Genomic DNA, 16464 nt, shown 5'->3' with positions numbered 1-16464 from the left:
CAGGGCGCGGGTTACCACCTGACGCAGGATCAGGCGGTCGCGACACATGGCGCGCACTGGCCATTTTGCCAGGCTGCGGCAAAAAGCCGTGATAAATCACGCCTGTTTGTCCGGGCCCGACTGTCAGCAGCTTGACTGCTTCGGCTATGATAGGCCCTTTGATTCAATCGGCCTACCCAGGCCGGCTACGTGCATTCAAGGATCCTATGAGCAAGCCCACTGCCGACAACGCGCCCAACGCCGCTGCCAAAGGCGCCCCCGCTGTCCCTGCGAACTTCCTGCGGCCGATCATCCAGGCCGACCTGGACTCGGGCAAGCACAGCCGTATCGTTACCCGTTTCCCGCCGGAGCCCAACGGTTACCTGCACATCGGCCACGCCAAGTCGATCTGCGTGAACTTCGGCCTGGCCAAGGAATTCGGTGGCGTCTGCCACCTGCGTTTCGACGATACCAACCCGGCCAAGGAAGACCAGGAGTACATCGACGCCATCCAGAGCGATGTCAAGTGGCTGGGCTTCGACTGGGCCGGTGATGTGCGCTACGCCTCCGATTACTTCGACCAGCTGCACGACTGGGCGGTCGAGTTGATCAAGCGCGGCAAGGCCTACGTTTGCGACCTTACCCCGGAGCAGGCCAAGGAGTACCGTGGCAGCCTCAAGGAGCCGGGCAAGAACAGCCCGTTCCGCGAGCGCAGCGTGGAAGAGAACCTGGACCTGTTCGCCCGCATGAAGGCCGGTGAGTTCAAGGACGGCGAGCGCGTGCTGCGGGCCAAGATCGACATGGCGTCGCCGAACATGAACCTGCGCGACCCGATCCTGTACCGCATTCGCCATGCCCACCATCACCAGACCGGTGACAAGTGGTGCATCTACCCCAACTACGACTTTACCCACGGCCAGTCGGACGCCATCGAGGGCATCACCCACTCGATCTGCACCCTGGAATTCGAAGGGCATCGTCCGCTGTACGACTGGTTCCTCGACAACCTGCCGGTGCCGGCCCATCCGCGCCAGTACGAGTTCAGCCGCCTGAACCTGAACTACACCATCACTTCCAAGCGCAAGCTCAAGCAACTGGTCGACGAAAAACACGTCGAAGCCTGGGACGACCCACGCATGTCGACCCTGTCCGGCTTCCGTCGCCGTGGCTACACCCCGGCCTCGATCCGCAACTTCTGCGAAATGATCGGCACCAACCGTTCCGACGGCGTGGTCGACATGTCGATGCTGGAGTTCAGCATCCGTGACGACCTGGACCGTACCGCTCCACGCGCCATGTGCGTGCTGCGCCCGCTGAAGGTGGTCATCACCAACTACCCGCAAGGCCAGGTCGAGCAGCTCGAGCTGCCGCGCCACCCGAAGGAAGACATGGGCGTACGCGTGCTGCCGTTCTCCCGTGAGCTGTACATCGACCGCGACGACTTCATGGAAGCGCCGCCGAAGGGCTACAAGCGCCTGGAGCCGGCCGGTGAGGTGCGCCTGCGCGGCAGCTACGTGATCCGCGCCGACGAGGCGATCAAGGATGCCGACGGCAACATCGTCGAGCTGCGCTGCTCGTACGACCCGGACACCCTGGGCAAGAACCCTGAAGGGCGCAAGGTCAAGGGGGTTATCCACTGGGTGCCGGCCGAGGGCAGCGTCGAGTGCGAAGTGCGCCTGTACGACCGCCTGTTCCGCTCGCCGAACCCGGAAAAGACCGAGGAGGGCGGCAGCTTCCTGGACAACATCAACCCGGATTCGCTGCAGGTGCTGCGCGGTTGCCGTGCCGAGCCGTCGCTGGCCCAGGCCCAGCCCGAGGACCGCTTCCAGTTCGAGCGCGAAGGCTACTTCTGCGCCGACCTGAAAGACAGCCAGCCGGGCCGCCCGGTGTTCAACCGCACTGTCACCCTGCGTGACTCCTGGGGCAGCTGAGGAACCGCCGTGCTTACCATCTACAACACCCTGAGCAAAGCCAAGGAAGTCTTCAAGCCGCTGGATGGCAACAAGGTGCGCATGTACGTGTGCGGCATGACCGTATATGACTACTGCCACCTCGGCCATGGCCGCAGCATGGTCGCCTTCGACCTGGTTACCCGCTGGTTGCGCAAGAGCGGCTACGAGCTGACTTATGTGCGCAACATCACCGACATCGATGACAAGATCATCAACCGGGCCAACGAGAACGGCGAAACCTTCGACGCCTTGACCGCGCGCATGATCGACGCCATGCACGAAGACGAGCGACGCCTGAACATTCTGCCGCCGGACCAGGAACCGCGTGCCACCGACCATATCGCCGGCATGCACGCGATGATCCAGACCCTGATCGACAAGGGCTACGCCTACGCCCCGGGCAACGGCGACGTGTACTACCGGGTCGGCAAGTTCGTCGGCTACGGCAAGCTGTCGCGCAAGAAGATCGAAGACCTGCGTATCGGTGCGCGCATCGAGGTTGATGAAGCCAAGCAGGACCCGCTGGATTTCGTCCTGTGGAAAGGCGCCAAGCCGGGCGAGCCGAGTTGGGAATCGCCATGGGGCCCGGGGCGTCCGGGCTGGCATATCGAGTGCTCGGTGATGTCTACCTGCTGCCTGGGCGAAAGCTTCGACATCCACGGCGGTGGCAGCGACCTGGAGTTCCCCCACCACGAGAACGAGATCGCCCAGAGCGAGGCGGCCACCGGCAAGCAGTACGCCAACGCCTGGATGCACTGCGGCATGATCCGTATCAACGGCGAGAAGATGTCCAAGTCGTTGAACAACTTCTTCACCATCCGCGACGTGCTCGAAAAGTACCACCCGGAAGTGGTGCGTTACCTGCTGGTGGCCAGCCACTACCGCAGCGCGATCAACTACTCGGAAGACAGCCTGCGCGATGCCAAGGGTGCCCTGGAGCGCTTCTATCATGCCTTGCGCGGCCTGCCGCGCGTGCCGGCCAAGGGTGGGGAGGCGTTTGTCGAGCGCTTCAGCGTGGCGATGAACGACGACTTCGGCACGCCTGAAGCCTGCGCCGTATTGTTTGACCTGGTGCGCGAGATCAACCGCCTGCGCGACAGCGATCCGGATGCGGCTGCCGGCCTGGCGGGTCGCCTGCGCGAGCTGGGTGACGTGCTGGGGGTGCTGCAGCTGGACGCCGATGACTTCCTGCGTGCCGGTGCCGAAGGCAAGGTCGATGCCGCCGAGGTCGATGGCTTGATCCAGGCGCGCCTGCAGGCGCGTGCGGACAAGAACTGGGCCGAATCCGATCGTATTCGCGACCAGCTGACCGCCATGGGGGTCGTGCTGGAGGACAGCAAGGGCAGTACTACCTGGCGTCTGGCTGACTGATCGCCGACAAGGGGCTGCCAAGCAGCCCCTTTGTTCACTTGCCTGACGCGGCCAACGGGCAATGCAGAACCAGCCTGGCCCCACCCAACCCGCTTGCTCCTACCTCCAGCCCGAACCCGTGCAGGTCGACGATCGCCGCAACGATCGACAGCCCCAGCCCGAACCCCGCATGGCGATGGCCTTCTTCGCTGCGATAGAAGCGCTTCAGTACCGCAGCCCGTTCTTCTTCGGGAATACCCGGCCCACTGTCCTCGATGGCAAGCTGCAGGCTGTTGTCGTCCTGCGTGGCGCTGATTCGCACCTGGCCACCCTCCGGGGTGAACTTGATAGCGTTGCCCACCAGGTTGGCCAAGGCTTCGAACAACAGCTCGCGGTCACCATGCAATGCCGGCAGTTCCGTGGGCTGCTGCAGTTCCAGGCGAATGCCGCCATCCTCGGCCAGTGGCAGGTAGAAGTCATGCAGCTCCACCAGCAACGCGTGTGGGTCCAGCTGTACGAAGCCGGCGCGGCGTTGCCGGTCTTCCAGTTCGCTGATGCGTAACAGCCCGCGAAAACGCGCCATCAGGGTGTCGGTTTCGCCGATCGCCTGGTCCAGCGCCTCGGCCTGGGTGGAGTCGCTGTCGCTCTGCTGGCGAATGCGGTACAGCTGGGCGCGCAGGCGCGTGAGTGGGGTGCGCAGGTCGTGGGCGATGTTGTCGCACACACCCTTGACCTCGTGCATCAATCGCTCGATGCGGTCGAGCATGGCGTTGACGATGGCCGCGAGCATGTCCAGCTCGTCGCGCCGGGCCGACAACGGCAGGCGGTGGGTGAGGTCGCCGGCGACGATCAGCTCGGCCTGGGCCTGGATCGCACGGATGCGTTTGAGCGGCCTGCGACGCAGCAGGTACCAGCCGGCAAAGCCCGGGATCAGGGTCAACGAGATGCCCCACAGCAGCGCATGCAGGATGATCCGGGTGACCACGAACAGCGAGCCGTTGTCACGCACCAGTACCAGCCAGCGGCCGTCCTGCACCTTGATCGCCACGGCATCGCAGCTGTCGCGCGGCATGTGTGGGTCGTCGGCGTCCAGGCAGCGCTTGAGTTCGTGAACCTTGCCATCGAGCTTCAGTTCTGCCGGGACGGCGCGAATGCGCCCGCCAAGCGGCTTGAGCTGGCCGTCGAACAGGCCATAGGCATCGAAGCTGCGCTCTTCCAGGGCCTGGCTGGCGACCAGGGCGTCATCCAGCTGCTTGCCGCTCATGTGGGCGAACAGGTGCTGGCGCTGCAGCATGGAATGGCGGGTGAGTTTGTTCAGGTAGCTGGACACTTCGAAGTACAGCACCCCCATGAGGATGCTGCTCCAGGCCACGAACAGAAAGCTGTACAGCGCCAGCAGGCGGCTGGTCGAGGAGCTCCAGCCTTTAGACGGGTTCAGCAATGGCATAGCCGGAGCCCCGCACCGTACGGATCAGCGGCGACTGGCCGGGAGAGTCGATTTTCTTGCGCAGGCGACCAATGTGCACGTCGATCAGGTTGGTACCCGGGTCGAAGTGGTAGCCCCAGACTTCTTCGAAGATCATCATGCGGGTGATCACCTGGCCGCTGTGGCGCATCAGGTATTCCAGCAGCTTGTATTCGGTGGGTAGCAGGTTGAGCGTCTGGTCGCCGCGTCGGGCCTCGTGGCTGATCAGGTCCAGTTGCAGGTCGGCAACTTGCAGGCGGGTCTGGGTGACGGGCACGCTGTTGCGGCGCAGCAGGACCTCGACCCGTGCGGCCATCTCGTCGGAGGCGAACGGTTTGGTCAGGTAGTCGTCACCGCCGGCACGCAGGCCGCGCACCCGTTCGTCGACATCCGAGAGGGCGCTGATCATCAGGATCGGCGTGGCGATCTTGAGGTTGCGCAGGGTGGTGACGATGGTCAGGCCGTCGACCTCGGGCAGCATGCGGTCCAGGGTGATCAGGTCGTAGCCGCCGGCAATGGCCTTGGCCAGGCCTTCACGGCCGTTGTCGGCCCAATCCACTTCCAGGCCGTGGCTGGTAAGTTCGGCGACGATTTCCTGGCCGGTGACGGCGTCGTCTTCGATGGTCAGTACGCGAGGCATGCTGGTTTCCGGGCATCTGATGGAAAGTGGATTGTGCCAAAGAATAGCCAACCGGCGATTTAAGAAAAATTCATCTACGCGCCTGGCCGGGCAGGGCAGCTCCTACAAGCGCGCGCCGATGCCTTCGGCATGCATGATCTGGGCAATGATCGGCACCGGGGTCATCAGGTGTGAACGCATCATGGCACTGGCGCGCCTGGCATCCCGGGCGAGAAGCGCTTCGACCAGTGCCGCATGTTCCTGGCGCTTGAGTTCCAGGGCCTGCTCGGAAAACACCGTCTGGGTCAGCCACAGGTGGCGGTAGCGTTCGGCCTGGTCGAACAGGTAGGTGCGCGCCTGCAGCAGATGCCGGGAGCCGCAACCCGACGCGATCGCAGTGTGGAACGCCTTGTGCCGTTCATCCCAGACATCCAGGCGCTGCTCGCGGGTTTTCACCTCCACCACCTTGGCCAGGGTATGCGAGTGGGCCAGTACCGACGCTTCCCAGGCATCATCCCCGCGCTCGATGGCCAGGGTGATGATCATCGCCTCCAGGTTGGCGCGGGCATCGTAGATGTCGTTCATTTCCTCCAGCGACATGGGGGCCACGCGGTAGCCCTTCTGGCTGATCGCGTTGACCAGATGCTCGGCAACCAGCTGCGACAGTGCCTCACGCAAAGGGCCGACGCCCAGGTCGTAACGTTCCTTCAGCGTGCTCATCAACAGCTTTTCCCCGGGCTTGAACACGCCGCGGATGATGTCCTTCTTGAGCCTCTCATACCCGCTGAATGCTGAGTTTTGTCGGGGGGTGAGCGCTTCCAAGGTGCTGATTCCTCAAACCGTTTTGGCGATCATACCGAAAGCGCCTGCTGGCGAAAAACAATGGACAAATTACTGGTTTGTCGCCTAAACACAAAAATGTAGACATTTTTAGTTTGTGGCGATATTTTTTGTGTCGCCCGCACAGATCCACGTCATGACCGGGCGGCGACACTCACCTTTTCTTGCCAGGACTTTGCCATGAATGCCTTTACGCAGATCGACGAACTTGTGATGCCACTGCCGCTCGAACCGCATGGTTTTACCATCGCCCCTTCACCACAGTCGCCGCGCCTGCTGGAGATCACCTTTGCCCGCGAAACGGTCGAAGCGTTCGTCCAGGCCGTTGCCCAGTGGCCGGTGCAGGCGCTGGAATACAAGTCGTTCCTGCGTTTCCGCGTCGGCGAGATCCTCGATGAGCTGTGCCAGGGCACCCTGCGTCCGGTACTGCTCAACACCATCCTCGACCGCGCCAGCGGCGGCATGCTGATCACCCCGGTCGGCCTGGATGACGTGAGCCAGGCCGAAGACATGGTCAAGTTCACCACCGCTTGTGCGCACCTGATCGGGCGCAGCAACTACGACGCCATGAGTGGCCAGTTCTATGCCCGCTTCGTGGTGGTCAACACCGACAATTCCGACAGCTACCTGCGCCAGCCGCACCGGGTCATGGAGCTGCACAACGACGGCACTTTCGTCAACCAGATCACCGACTACGTGCTGATGCTGAAAATCGACGAAAAGAACATGGAGGGCGGCAACTCGCTGTTGCTGCACCTGGATGACTGGGAGCAGTGCGACGAGTTCTTCCGCCACCCGTTGGCACGCCGCGAAATGCGCTGGACCGCGCCGCCGAGCAAGAAGGTCGCCGAAGATGTGTTCCACCCGGTGTTCGACACCGATGCTGAAGGCCGCCCGACCATGCGCTACATTGACCAGTTCGTGCAGCCGGCAAACTATGAAGAAGGCATCTGGCTGAACGCCTTGTCCGAATCGCTGGAAGGCAGTGCGAAGAAGCTTTCGGTGCCGGTCGGCGTGGGCAGCTTCCTGCTGATCAACAACCTGTTCTGGCTGCATGGCCGCGATCGTTTCACGCCACACGAAGGCCTGCGCCGCGAGCTGATGCGCCAGCGCGGTTACCTCGCCTTCCCCAAGCCGCTGTACCAGCGCGGGCAATAATGACAGGGCGCGGGGCGGGCAGCCGCCCATGCGTCCATGTAGCAACCGAAGCCACCAGGGCCCTGCGGGCCTTGGTGAGCCAGCCAGGCAATGCCTGCGTATGAGGTAAGGCTGTGTACGATTTCATCATCATCGGCGGTGGCATTGTGGGCATGTCCACGGCCATGCACCTGGTCAAGGTCTACCCGGATGCGAAGATTCTCCTGTTGGAGAAAGAATCCGGCCCGGCCCGCCACCAGACCGGCCACAACAGCGGCGTGATCCACGCCGGCGTGTATTACACCCCGGGCAGCCTCAAGGCGCGCTTCTGCCTGGAAGGCAACAAGGCCACCAAGGCCTTCTGTACCCAGCATGGCATCCGCTTCGACGAGTGCGGCAAGCTGCTGGTGGCCACCAACGAACTGGAAATGCAGCGCATGAAGGCGCTGTGGGAGCGCACCGCGGCCAATGGCCTGGAGCGCTATTGGCTGTCGGCGGCCGAGCTGCGCGAGCGCGAGCCGAACATCGTGGGCCTGGGCGGTATCTTCGTGCCCTCCAGCGGCATCGTCAATTACGCCCAGGTGACCGCGGCGATGGGCGCGGAGTTCCAGCGTGCCGGCGGTGAAATCCGTTATGGCGCCGAGGTGGTTGGCTTGCAGGAGCTGGCCAGCGAAGTGATCGTGCGCACGCCAGGCGACGAGCTGCGCAGCCGGTTCCTGGTGACCTGCTCGGGGCTGATGGCCGACCGCGTGGTGAGCATGCTGGGCCTGCGTACCGAGTTCGTCATCTGCCCGTTCCGCGGTGAGTACTACCTGCTGCCCAAGCAGCACAACCAGATCGTCAACCATCTGATCTACCCGATTCCCGACCCGTCCATGCCATTCCTCGGGGTGCACCTGACGCGCATGATCGACGGCACCGTCACCGTCGGCCCCAACGCCGTGCTGGCGATGAAGCGCGAGGGCTATCGCAAGACCGACATCAGCCCTGGCGACCTGTTCCAGACCCTGACCACCCCCGGCATTCTCAAGGTCCTGGCGAAGAACTTCCGCCCGGGCCTGATCGAGATGAAGAACTCGCTATTCAAGGGCGGCTACCTCAAGCAGGTACAAAAGTACTGCCCGAGCATCACCAAGGCCGACCTTACGCCGTACCCGGCCGGTGTGCGTGCCCAGGCCGTGTCGCGTGACGGCAAGCTGATCGACGACTTCCTGTTCGTCAACACCGCACGTAGCGTCAACGTCTGCAATGCGCCGTCGCCGGCCGCCACGTCTGCCATCCCGATCGGTGCCTATATTGTCGAGAAGGTCTGTGAACAAGTCAGCCGCCAGGGCAGCAATGCGCCCAAGGCTGACTTGGTGCCGCGCCAGCGGGCAGCCAGCTGAAGTACCCGTACACAGCCTGCGGTTTCGTTTATTCAACCCGTACTGCCCTGCTCGCCCTCCAGGGCAGGGCGGGCTTTTTCGCGCCTGCGCCGGTGACGTGCAAGCCGGCCGGTGCCAGGTGGAGTGGAGCAGGGCGCCTGACCCTGGCGCGCTGAAGACAGACGAGCAACTCGCTGCCGGCTGTGAGAGGATGTCCGTCATCACAGCCAGGACCCCGAACGCAGCCTGATGAAGACACCGAAAAGAATAGAACCCCTGATCGAAGACGGCCTGGTCGATGAAGTACTGCGGCCGTTGATGAGTGGCAAGGAAGCTGCCGTGTACGTCGTGCGCTGCGGCAGCCAGGTACGCTGCGCGAAGGTATATAAAGAAGCCAGCAAGCGCAGTTTCCGCCAGGCCGCCGAGTACCAGGAAGGCCGCAAGGTCCGCAACAGCCGCCAGGCACGGGCCATGGCCAAGGGCAGCAAGTATGGCCGCAAGGAAGCCGAGGATGCCTGGCAGAACGCCGAGGTGGCGGCGTTGTTCCGGCTGGCCGCTGCCGGCGTACGCGTGCCACGGCCCTACGACTTTCAGGACGGCGTGTTGTTGATGGAACTGGTGACCGATGCCGATGGCGACGCTGCACCTCGCCTGAACGACGTGCACCTGGAAGCCGAGGAAGCCCGCACGTTCCATGCCTTCGTCATCCGCCAGATCGTGCTGATGCTGTGTGCCGGGCTGGTGCATGGCGACCTGTCGGAGTTCAACGTGCTGCTCGGTCCCGACGGCCCGGTGATCATCGACCTGCCGCAGGCCGTGGATGCGGCGGCCAACAACCATGCCTTCAGCATGTTGCAGCGCGATGTGGCCAACATGGCGCACTATTTCGGGCGTTTTGCGCCGGAGCTGAGAAATACCCGGTACGCGCAGGAAATGTGGGCCTTGTACGAGGCGGGCGAATTGCGCCCGGACAGCCCGCTGACAGGGCTGTTCGAGGAGGACGCCCATGATGCCGACGTGGCGGGGGTGATGCGCGAGATCGATGCAGCCCGGCGGGATGATGCGCGCCGGCGTGCGGCGCGGGCCGAGGCCGAGCATGGGCCGGCCGGGGCCGAGGAGCCGACGCCGCCCTGGCTGCAATGACCGGTTGCCTGTGGCGCCGCAACCGTTGCCTTTGACGCACGACAATATCTCATCATTTGGCCTTTTCACTGGCGCGCGACAGGCATAAGGTATACGCCGTTCAAATTCCCTGGAGCAGTCATGTCCAACCAATTCCCGTCCGTTCGTCCTCGCCGCCTGCGCCAGAACGAGTCCCTGCGCACGATCTTCCAGGAAACCGAGTTCCGCCTTGAAGACCTGATTCTGCCTATCTTCGTCGAAGAGGGCATTGACGACTTCGTGCCGATCACCAGCATGCCGGGCGTCAACCGCATCCCCGAGAAGCTGCTGGCCCGGGAAATCGAGCGCTACGCCCGTGCTGGCATCAAGTCGGTGATGACCTTTGGCGTTTCGCACAACCTGGACGCCGTTGGCAGCGACACTTGGAACGAAAACGGCCTGGTCGCGCGCATGTCGCGGATCTGCAAGGACACCGTGCCGGAAATGGTAGTGATGTCCGATACCTGCTTCTGCGAATACACCAGCCACGGCCATTGCGGCGTGTTGCATGACCACGGCGTGGACAACGATGCCACGTTGGCCAACCTGGGCAAGCAGGCAGTCATCGCCGCCGCTGCCGGTGCCGATTTCATCGCCCCTTCGGCGGCAATGGACGGCCAGGTGCAGGCGATCCGCAGCGCGCTTGACGGTGCCGGTTTCCACGACACCGCGATCATGGCCTATTCCACCAAGTTCGCTTCGTCGTTGTATGGCCCGTTCCGCGAAGCCGGTGGTACCGCGCTGAAGGGCGACCGCAAGAGCTATCAGATGAACCCCATGAACCGCCGCGAAGCGGTGCGCGAATCGCTGCTCGACGAGCAGGAAGGGGCCGACGTGCTGATGGTCAAGCCGGCCGGCGCCTACCTCGACGTGATTGCCGATATCCGTGCCGCCTCGCGCCTGCCGCTGGCTGCATACCAGGTCAGTGGCGAATACGCGATGATCAAGTTTGGCGGCCTGGCTGGCGCCATCGATGAAGGCCGCGTGGTACGTGAAAGCATCGGCGCGATCAAACGCGCCGGTGCCGACCTGATCCTCACCTACTTCGCCATGGACCTGGCCCGCGACGGTATCTGACCGGGGCCTTTGCCCGTGTAAGCCGCTGTCATCGCAGCGGCTTATACCAGTGCGCAACAGCTGTCGGCAAAGCACGAAAAATCATTAAGCGCTGAATTATTTAGTGTCCCGTTGTATCTCATCCCTTAGAGCATTCATCGACAGGGATACGGACATGAAACCTCGCAAGAAAAGCGTCCAGCCAATCGGCCTCAAGGACATCACCATCGTCGACGACGCCAAGATGCGCAAGGCGATTACCGCCGCCGCCCTGGGCAATGCCATGGAGTGGTTCGATTTCGGTGTCTACGGCTTCGTCGCCTACGCCTTGGGCAAGGTGTTCTTCCCCAATGCCGACCCTGGTGTGCAGATGATCGCGGCATTGGCCACGTTCTCTGTACCGTTTCTGATCCGGCCATTGGGCGGGCTGTTCTTCGGTGCCCTGGGCGACCGTTTCGGGCGACAGAAAATCCTCGCGGCGACCATCGTGATCATGTCGCTCAGCACTTTCGCCATCGGCCTGATACCGTCCTATGCCAGCATTGGCATCTGGGCGCCGATCCTGTTGTTGCTGGCGAAGATGGCCCAGGGCTTCTCGGTAGGGGGCGAATACACCGGCGCGTCGATCTTCGTCGCCGAATACGCGCCCGACCGCAAGCGCGGGTTTCTCGGCAGCTGGCTGGACTTCGGCTCGATTGCCGGGTTCGTGCTGGGGGCCGGTGTGGTGGTGCTGATCTCTACCGTGCTGGGTGAGGACAAGTTCCTTGACTGGGGCTGGCGCCTGCCGTTCTTCCTCGCCCTGCCGCTGGGCATCATCGGCCTCTACCTGCGCCACGCGCTGGAGGAGACGCCGGCCTTCCAGCAGCACGTAGACAAACTGGAACAAGGCGACCGCGAAGGGCTGGCCGCCGGGCCCAAGGTTTCGTTCAAGGAAGTCGCCACCCAGCACTGGCGCAGCCTGGTGACCTGTATCGGCGTGGTAATCGCCACCAACGTCACCTACTACATGCTGCTCACCTACATGCCCAGCTACCTGTCGCACAACCTGCATTACAGCGAAGACCACGGCGTGCTGATCATCATCGCGATCATGGTCGGCATGCTGTTCGTGCAGCCGATGATCGGCCTGCTCAGCGACAAGTTCGGCCGGCGCCCGTTCATCATCGTCGGCAGCGTCGGCCTTTTCGTGCTGGCCATCCCTGCCTTCATGCTGATCAACAGCGGCGTGCTGGGGGTGATTTTCGCCGGGCTGCTGATCATTGCCGTGCTGCTGAACTTCTTCATCGGGGTGATGGCCTCGACGCTACCGGCCATGTTCCCCACGCACATCCGCTACAGCGCCCTGGCCAGCGCCTTCAATATCTCGGTACTGATCGCCGGGCTTACCCCAACCCTGGCTGCCTGGCTGGTGGAGAGCAGCGGCAACCTGTACATGCCGGCCTATTACCTGATGGTGATCGCGGCCGTGGGCCTGGTCACCGGCCTGACCATGAAGGAAACCGCCAATAAACCGCTGCGTGGCGCGGCACCGGCGGCTTCGGATATCGAGGAAGCGCGCGAGCTGCTGCAGGAGCACCATGACAATATCGAGCAGAAGATCGAGGACATCGATGCGCAGATTGCCGAACTGGAGGCCAAGCGCAAGTTGCTGGTGCAGCAGCACCCGCGCATCGACTGATCAGCGTGGCATGTAGCCACGCTGCCAGGAGCGGGGAATGAAGCGCGACACCAGGGCCAGCACGCAGGCCAGCGAGCAGCTGCCGGCCAGCGCCTGCAGGCCCAGGCGTTGCTCCAGCCAGGCGCCCAGCGCAGCGCCTAGCAGCATGCCGGCCCACGGTACCAGTTGCACGCGCCAGCCGTTGCGCCGCTCGCCCAGCAACCAGCGCCCCAGGCCGCGGCCGAAGCGTGACAGGGCGCCGGTGACGTAGGTCAGGCCGATTGGCAGGCCGTTCACCTGTTCCACCACGGCATTGATCATGCCCATGGCCAAGGTGGCGGCGAGCAGCGCCGGGAAGGTATTGCCCAGGCGCCAGCCTGCAGCGAAGGCCAGCAGTACGGCGACCACCAGCAGCACTGGCCAGGCCCGACGGCGGAAGCCGCGCGCCAACAGCACGCCCAATGCATTACCGGCGACAAAACCGAGCAAAGCGCCACTCAGGCGCAGCACCATGGCCAGGTCCGCTTCATTGATGGCCACTGCCAGGCGCGTGGTATTGCCGCTCATGAACGACACGAAGTCGCCCAGGGCCAGCAGGCCGATGGCGTCGGTCATGCCGGCAAGGACCGACAGGCCGGCAACCAGGCCAAGGCCGACACGGCCACGCAGGATCTGCAGGCGCAGTCGCCGGGCCGTGCGTGCGGGAAGGGCGTTGGGCAGCATGCCTGGCCCTCAGCGCGGCAGTTCGCGAGCGAGGGTGCTCTTGATGGTGCGCTCCACCACATCCACCAGCACCATGGTCTGGTGGTCGACCTCGATATTCAGCAACTCGCCGGCCTGGTAACGGGCGAAGGTGGTCTGGCGCAGGGTCTCGGGGATCAGGTTGATAGTGACCACGTTGTCTTCCACATCGGCGACCGTCAGGCTGCAGCCGTTGACGCCGATGAAGCCGCGCGGAAATACGTACTTGCCCCATTGCGCCGGCATGCGGAAGCGGATGAAGGCGCCGGTCGGCTGGATCGACAGCTCGACGATCTCGGCAGTGGTGGCGATGTGCCCGGCCATCAGGTGGCCGCCGACTTCGGCGTTCATCTTCGCCGAACGTTCGATGTTGACGCCCTGGCCAGCCTTGAAGAAGCGCAGGTTGGTGCGCTCGAGGGTGGCGGTCATGGCGTCGAACCTGACCCGCGTGCCGTCAATCTCGGTGACCGAGAGGCAAGTCCCTTCGACACTGACGCTGGCGCCGATCTTCAGCTCATCGAGCAGCTCCGGGGTCAGGTCGATGGTGAACTGGTTGTGGCCCGGGTAGCTGGTCACTTCAAGCAGGGGGCGGACGGCCTGGACGATGCCGGTATACATGGGTTGCTCCTGGGCACAGAGAAAGAAAACTTCCGAACGCTATGCCCGTGGCGCGGCAAATGCAAGACCGGCCAGCCCGGTTCAGACATGCCCGCTGCTATTGACGATACGCAGGCACAGCGCCTCGTACGGGTCCAGGTTGACCATCAGCCGTCCGTCCTCGGTCAGGTCCCCTTCGTCCGTCTCATTGATCATGTCTACCACCGGCCCCGGAGTGAATCCGGTCAAGTGCAATTCCTCGGCTATCGCTTCCCGGCCGAAGTTCAGCGCACTGATCTGGATGCCGCGCCCAGCCGGCAACTCATGCACCATCACCAGCAGCCCGGGGCTGCTGACGTCAGGTACCAGCAACTGACGGCTGCTGGCAATGCCATAGGCCTGGCGCACCGCCAGCAGCTTCCTGACCTTGCAGGCAAATGAATGGCCGTTCTCCAGCTGGCTGTCCAGGCTGCCATACAGCGCCCGGGCACGCGGCATGCCACGTACCGATACCTCGGCCTGCGGGTCGAGCCCGGCCAGGTCGTAAGCACCCCGGTGAATCCAGCGGGTATCGCCATCCGTCATCCGCTGCGCCACCGCTTCGGCGGGCAAGGGCAGGGCGCCCACCAGGTCCCAGCCGGACAGTGCCACCACCCCCGGCTGCATGGCGTTGTACATGACCAGCAACAGGTGCACCTTCTGAATCAGCTCGACCTCTGCCGGGCCGATCTGCCCAAGGTCGCGGATGCCCAGGGCCGCGGCGATCAGGCTGACTGTGGTGCAGGCGATGCCATTGGTGACGAAGCGCAGGTTGTAGGGGGCATGTTCGCCGGACAGCCGCTCGTAGATTTCTTCGCGGATGTGTTCACGGAGGATGCCGCCGGGCAGGGTCTGGCCCTTGTACAGGTACATGTCATGGGCGTGCAGGGTCCAGAAGTGCACCAGTTCCACGGTCAGCTCGTCGTGGTTCTGCAGGGCATGGATCAGCGAGGCCGGGTCGATGCCGAAGGCATGCATCTCTTTCAGCATCAGGCGCAGGAACTCGGTGTCGCCGGTCAGCAGTGCATGCTGGTAGGCGGGCCGGGTGATGAAGTCATAGGACAGGTCGGCACCGCCCTTGGACATCTGCGCGATGTCGTCGAGCGTCAGGTTCAGTTCCTGGAAGCTGAAGCCGCCCGCCTTGCGGATCATGCCGCCGATCAACTGGTTGCCGACCAGCGACAGCGGGTGGCTTTCCGACCAGGCTGTGCCGTTGGCGCGCGTCTCCACGCCGAGAAAGCCGTTGGCATCCAGGCGCAGGCCGCGCGCGCCCAGGCAGTCCAGGGCATGCAGGGCATCGCCAATGATCATCTGCTGCGCGGCGAAGGTCGGGTCCAGCCAGTTCAGTGACGGCTGGCCTTCCTTGAAGTAGTGCAGGTATACCCAGCGCCGGGTCTTGCCGTCCACCCCGGTCACCGGCGGCGTGGCGCTCCAGTCGGTTTCCTTGACGCCGGGCTCGAAGAAGATCACCCGTTGCAGCTGGCCGACAATGTAATGCCGGGCCTTGAGTTCGTCGCACTGTGCCGGCAACAGGTTGACCGCGTCGCGTCCGGCGGGGACATCCGGCAGCAACGGCCAGTCCTCCTCGCGGATCTCGACCATGTGGTACAGCCCCGGGTAGGGCCCGTAAGCCAGCTCGGCGAGGCGGAAGTCGGCGCCTTTGCCGGTGTGCGAGGGGATCAGGTCGTCGATGGTCACGGCGTTGTGGGCGGCGGCCATGCGGCTCATCCGGATCAGCTCCTGCTCGCTGCCGTACAGCGGGTCGATGTCGAAGCTGATGCGGTCGAAGTTGCCGTCCACACTGGGTGTGAGTTCGCGGCCTTGAATGCCGCCGGAGCGCTTGATCGGGCCGGTGTGCAGGCCCTGGATGCCGATCTCCGACAGGCGTTTCCACAGCGCTTCGTGGGCCAGCGCGCCAAGTACCGAACAGCCCTCGGGGGCGATGATGGCGTCAGGGTAGACCGTCAGCCAGACCGAGGCGATCTCGATGGCCCGGCGTGGCTGGGCTTCGGCGTAAGGCTGCTGCCACAGGCGCGACTGGCCTGAGTACAGGTGGGTACGCTGCTGGGCTGCCTGAAGCATGGCGCGCTCTTCGAGCCATTTGACATAGGACGGGTCGGGCTGGGTCATTGCGCTTCCTCATTGCGTTCACCGGCTCAGGTTATGACGGCTTTGCAGGCGGAACGTTTCACTGGGATGCGTTCGTTGCAGGCAAGGCGTTTGGGGCCTGTACCCAGCCCCGGGAGCGGTCCAGTCGAAATGTCCTACAGCGGCCTGGGAAGGCCCCGACTTCTCACAGAATGGCTTCCCCGATAGCGTGCATGTCTTCAGTCTGCTGGAAGACAAGGACCTTCTCATGCCCCGGCCACGCTCCATCCCGCCTGAAGAAATCGGGGGCGCCAAGGCCGCTCACGACGTCATGGAAAACAGCCTGCACGCCATGCTCGAGGCCCCGCAGGAAGCTCAGTCGCCGTACCTGGCTGCGGCAGCAGAGCTGACAGGCTACC

Annotated in this window: 13 protein-coding genes; 7 read left to right on the top strand and 6 right to left on the bottom strand. The window is 63.7% G+C overall.

Annotated elements, in window-relative coordinates; translation table 11 throughout:
* Positions 1 to 206 precede the first annotated feature (206 nt).
* Together ACLEJP_RS14805 and cysS are read left to right on the top strand one after the other, a co-directional pair.
* Complete coding sequence (locus tag ACLEJP_RS14805; protein ID WP_440807509.1) at positions 207 to 1910, top strand: glutamine--tRNA ligase/YqeY domain fusion protein; 1704 nt, start codon at positions 207 to 209, stop codon at positions 1908 to 1910.
* Positions 1911 to 1919: 9 nt separating this feature from the next.
* Positions 1920 to 3302: a cysteine--tRNA ligase gene (gene cysS, locus ACLEJP_RS14800; RefSeq protein ID WP_440807507.1), complete on the top strand. Its 1383-nt coding sequence runs from the start codon at positions 1920 to 1922 to the stop codon at positions 3300 to 3302.
* A 34-nt stretch (positions 3303 to 3336) separates the two neighbouring features.
* Here the strand turns inward: cysS and ACLEJP_RS14795 are convergent, their stop codons facing one another.
* The 3 genes from ACLEJP_RS14795 to csiR form a co-directional block, all read right to left on the bottom strand.
* Positions 3337 to 4728: a sensor histidine kinase gene (locus tag ACLEJP_RS14795; protein ID WP_440807505.1), complete on the bottom strand. Its 1392-nt coding sequence runs from the start codon at positions 4726 to 4728 to the stop codon at positions 3337 to 3339.
* Entirely contained in the window at positions 4706 to 5386 is a 681-nt protein-coding gene (locus tag ACLEJP_RS14790; protein WP_225778030.1) for a response regulator transcription factor, read from the bottom strand. Before ACLEJP_RS14790 ends, ACLEJP_RS14795 begins: the two co-directional genes overlap by 23 nt.
* A 102-nt stretch (positions 5387 to 5488) precedes the next feature.
* A complete protein-coding gene (gene csiR, locus ACLEJP_RS14785; RefSeq protein WP_440807502.1) occupies positions 5489 to 6187 on the bottom strand; it encodes a DNA-binding transcriptional regulator CsiR in 699 nt (232 codons plus the stop codon).
* A gap of 198 nt (positions 6188 to 6385) precedes the next feature.
* Here csiR and glaH point away from each other — a divergent pair, with 198 nt between their 5' ends.
* The 5 genes from glaH (at position 6386) to proP (ending at position 12601) form a co-directional block, all read left to right on the top strand.
* Positions 6386 to 7363: a glutarate dioxygenase GlaH gene (gene glaH / locus ACLEJP_RS14780; RefSeq protein WP_440807499.1), complete on the top strand. Its 978-nt coding sequence runs from the start codon at positions 6386 to 6388 to the stop codon at positions 7361 to 7363.
* 113 nt (positions 7364 to 7476) lie between these two features.
* Positions 7477 to 8727, top strand: a complete 1251-nt coding sequence (lhgO, locus tag ACLEJP_RS14775) for an L-2-hydroxyglutarate oxidase (RefSeq protein ID WP_440807496.1) — start codon at positions 7477 to 7479, stop codon at positions 8725 to 8727.
* 228 nt (positions 8728 to 8955) lie between these two features.
* The gene (locus tag ACLEJP_RS14770) at positions 8956 to 9849 is read left to right on the top strand and encodes a PA4780 family RIO1-like protein kinase (protein WP_440807493.1); all 894 of its coding nucleotides are present in this window, start codon (positions 8956 to 8958) and stop codon (positions 9847 to 9849) included.
* 120 nt (positions 9850 to 9969) lie between these two features.
* On the top strand, positions 9970 to 10944 hold the full coding sequence (gene hemB / locus ACLEJP_RS14765) for a porphobilinogen synthase (protein ID WP_440807491.1): 975 nt from the start codon (positions 9970 to 9972) through the stop codon (positions 10942 to 10944).
* Between the two features lie 154 nt (positions 10945 to 11098).
* Positions 11099 to 12601, top strand: a complete 1503-nt coding sequence (gene proP / locus ACLEJP_RS14760) for a glycine betaine/L-proline transporter ProP (protein ID WP_440807489.1) — start codon at positions 11099 to 11101, stop codon at positions 12599 to 12601.
* Here proP and ACLEJP_RS14755 read toward each other — a convergent pair whose 3' ends face one another.
* The 3 genes from ACLEJP_RS14755 to treS form a co-directional block, all read right to left on the bottom strand.
* A complete protein-coding gene (locus ACLEJP_RS14755; protein ID WP_440807486.1) occupies positions 12602 to 13303 on the bottom strand; it encodes a YoaK family protein in 702 nt (233 codons plus the stop codon).
* A 9-nt stretch (positions 13304 to 13312) separates the two neighbouring features.
* The gene (locus ACLEJP_RS14750) at positions 13313 to 13939 is read right to left on the bottom strand and encodes a riboflavin synthase subunit alpha (RefSeq protein WP_289131417.1); all 627 of its coding nucleotides are present in this window, start codon (positions 13937 to 13939) and stop codon (positions 13313 to 13315) included.
* A gap of 81 nt (positions 13940 to 14020) precedes the next feature.
* Positions 14021 to 16087, bottom strand: coding sequence for a maltose alpha-D-glucosyltransferase (gene treS / locus ACLEJP_RS14745; RefSeq protein ID WP_440807483.1), 2067 nt, complete (start codon positions 16085 to 16087; stop codon positions 14021 to 14023).
* Positions 16088 to 16464 lie beyond the last annotated feature (377 nt).

This window comes from Pseudomonas sp. SMV7 (genome assembly GCF_052041995.1).
Taxonomy (GTDB): domain Bacteria; phylum Pseudomonadota; class Gammaproteobacteria; order Pseudomonadales; family Pseudomonadaceae; genus Aquipseudomonas.
This window is presented reverse-complemented; position numbering and strand designations above follow the sequence as displayed.

What these genes read in the sequence shown, in the direction of transcription:
- ACLEJP_RS14805 (WP_440807509.1), top strand. Translation starts at nt 207, where the DNA reads ATGAGCAAGCCCACTGCCGACAACGCGCCCAACGCCGCTGCCAAAGGC.
- ACLEJP_RS14795 (WP_440807505.1), bottom strand. Translation starts at nt 4,728, where the DNA reads ATGCCATTGCTGAACCCGTCTAAAGGCTGGAGCTCCTCGACCAGCCGC.
- ACLEJP_RS14790 (WP_225778030.1), bottom strand. Translation starts at nt 5,386, where the DNA reads ATGCCTCGCGTACTGACCATCGAAGACGACGCCGTCACCGGCCAGGAA.
- glaH (WP_440807499.1), top strand. Translation starts at nt 6,386, where the DNA reads ATGAATGCCTTTACGCAGATCGACGAACTTGTGATGCCACTGCCGCTC.
- ACLEJP_RS14770 (WP_440807493.1), top strand. Translation starts at nt 8,956, where the DNA reads ATGAAGACACCGAAAAGAATAGAACCCCTGATCGAAGACGGCCTGGTC.
- hemB (WP_440807491.1), top strand. Translation starts at nt 9,970, where the DNA reads ATGTCCAACCAATTCCCGTCCGTTCGTCCTCGCCGCCTGCGCCAGAAC.
- proP (WP_440807489.1), top strand. Translation starts at nt 11,099, where the DNA reads ATGAAACCTCGCAAGAAAAGCGTCCAGCCAATCGGCCTCAAGGACATC.
- ACLEJP_RS14755 (WP_440807486.1), bottom strand. Translation starts at nt 13,303, where the DNA reads ATGCTGCCCAACGCCCTTCCCGCACGCACGGCCCGGCGACTGCGCCTG.
- ACLEJP_RS14750 (WP_289131417.1), bottom strand. Translation starts at nt 13,939, where the DNA reads ATGTATACCGGCATCGTCCAGGCCGTCCGCCCCCTGCTTGAAGTGACC.
- treS (WP_440807483.1), bottom strand. Translation starts at nt 16,087, where the DNA reads ATGACCCAGCCCGACCCGTCCTATGTCAAATGGCTCGAAGAGCGCGCC.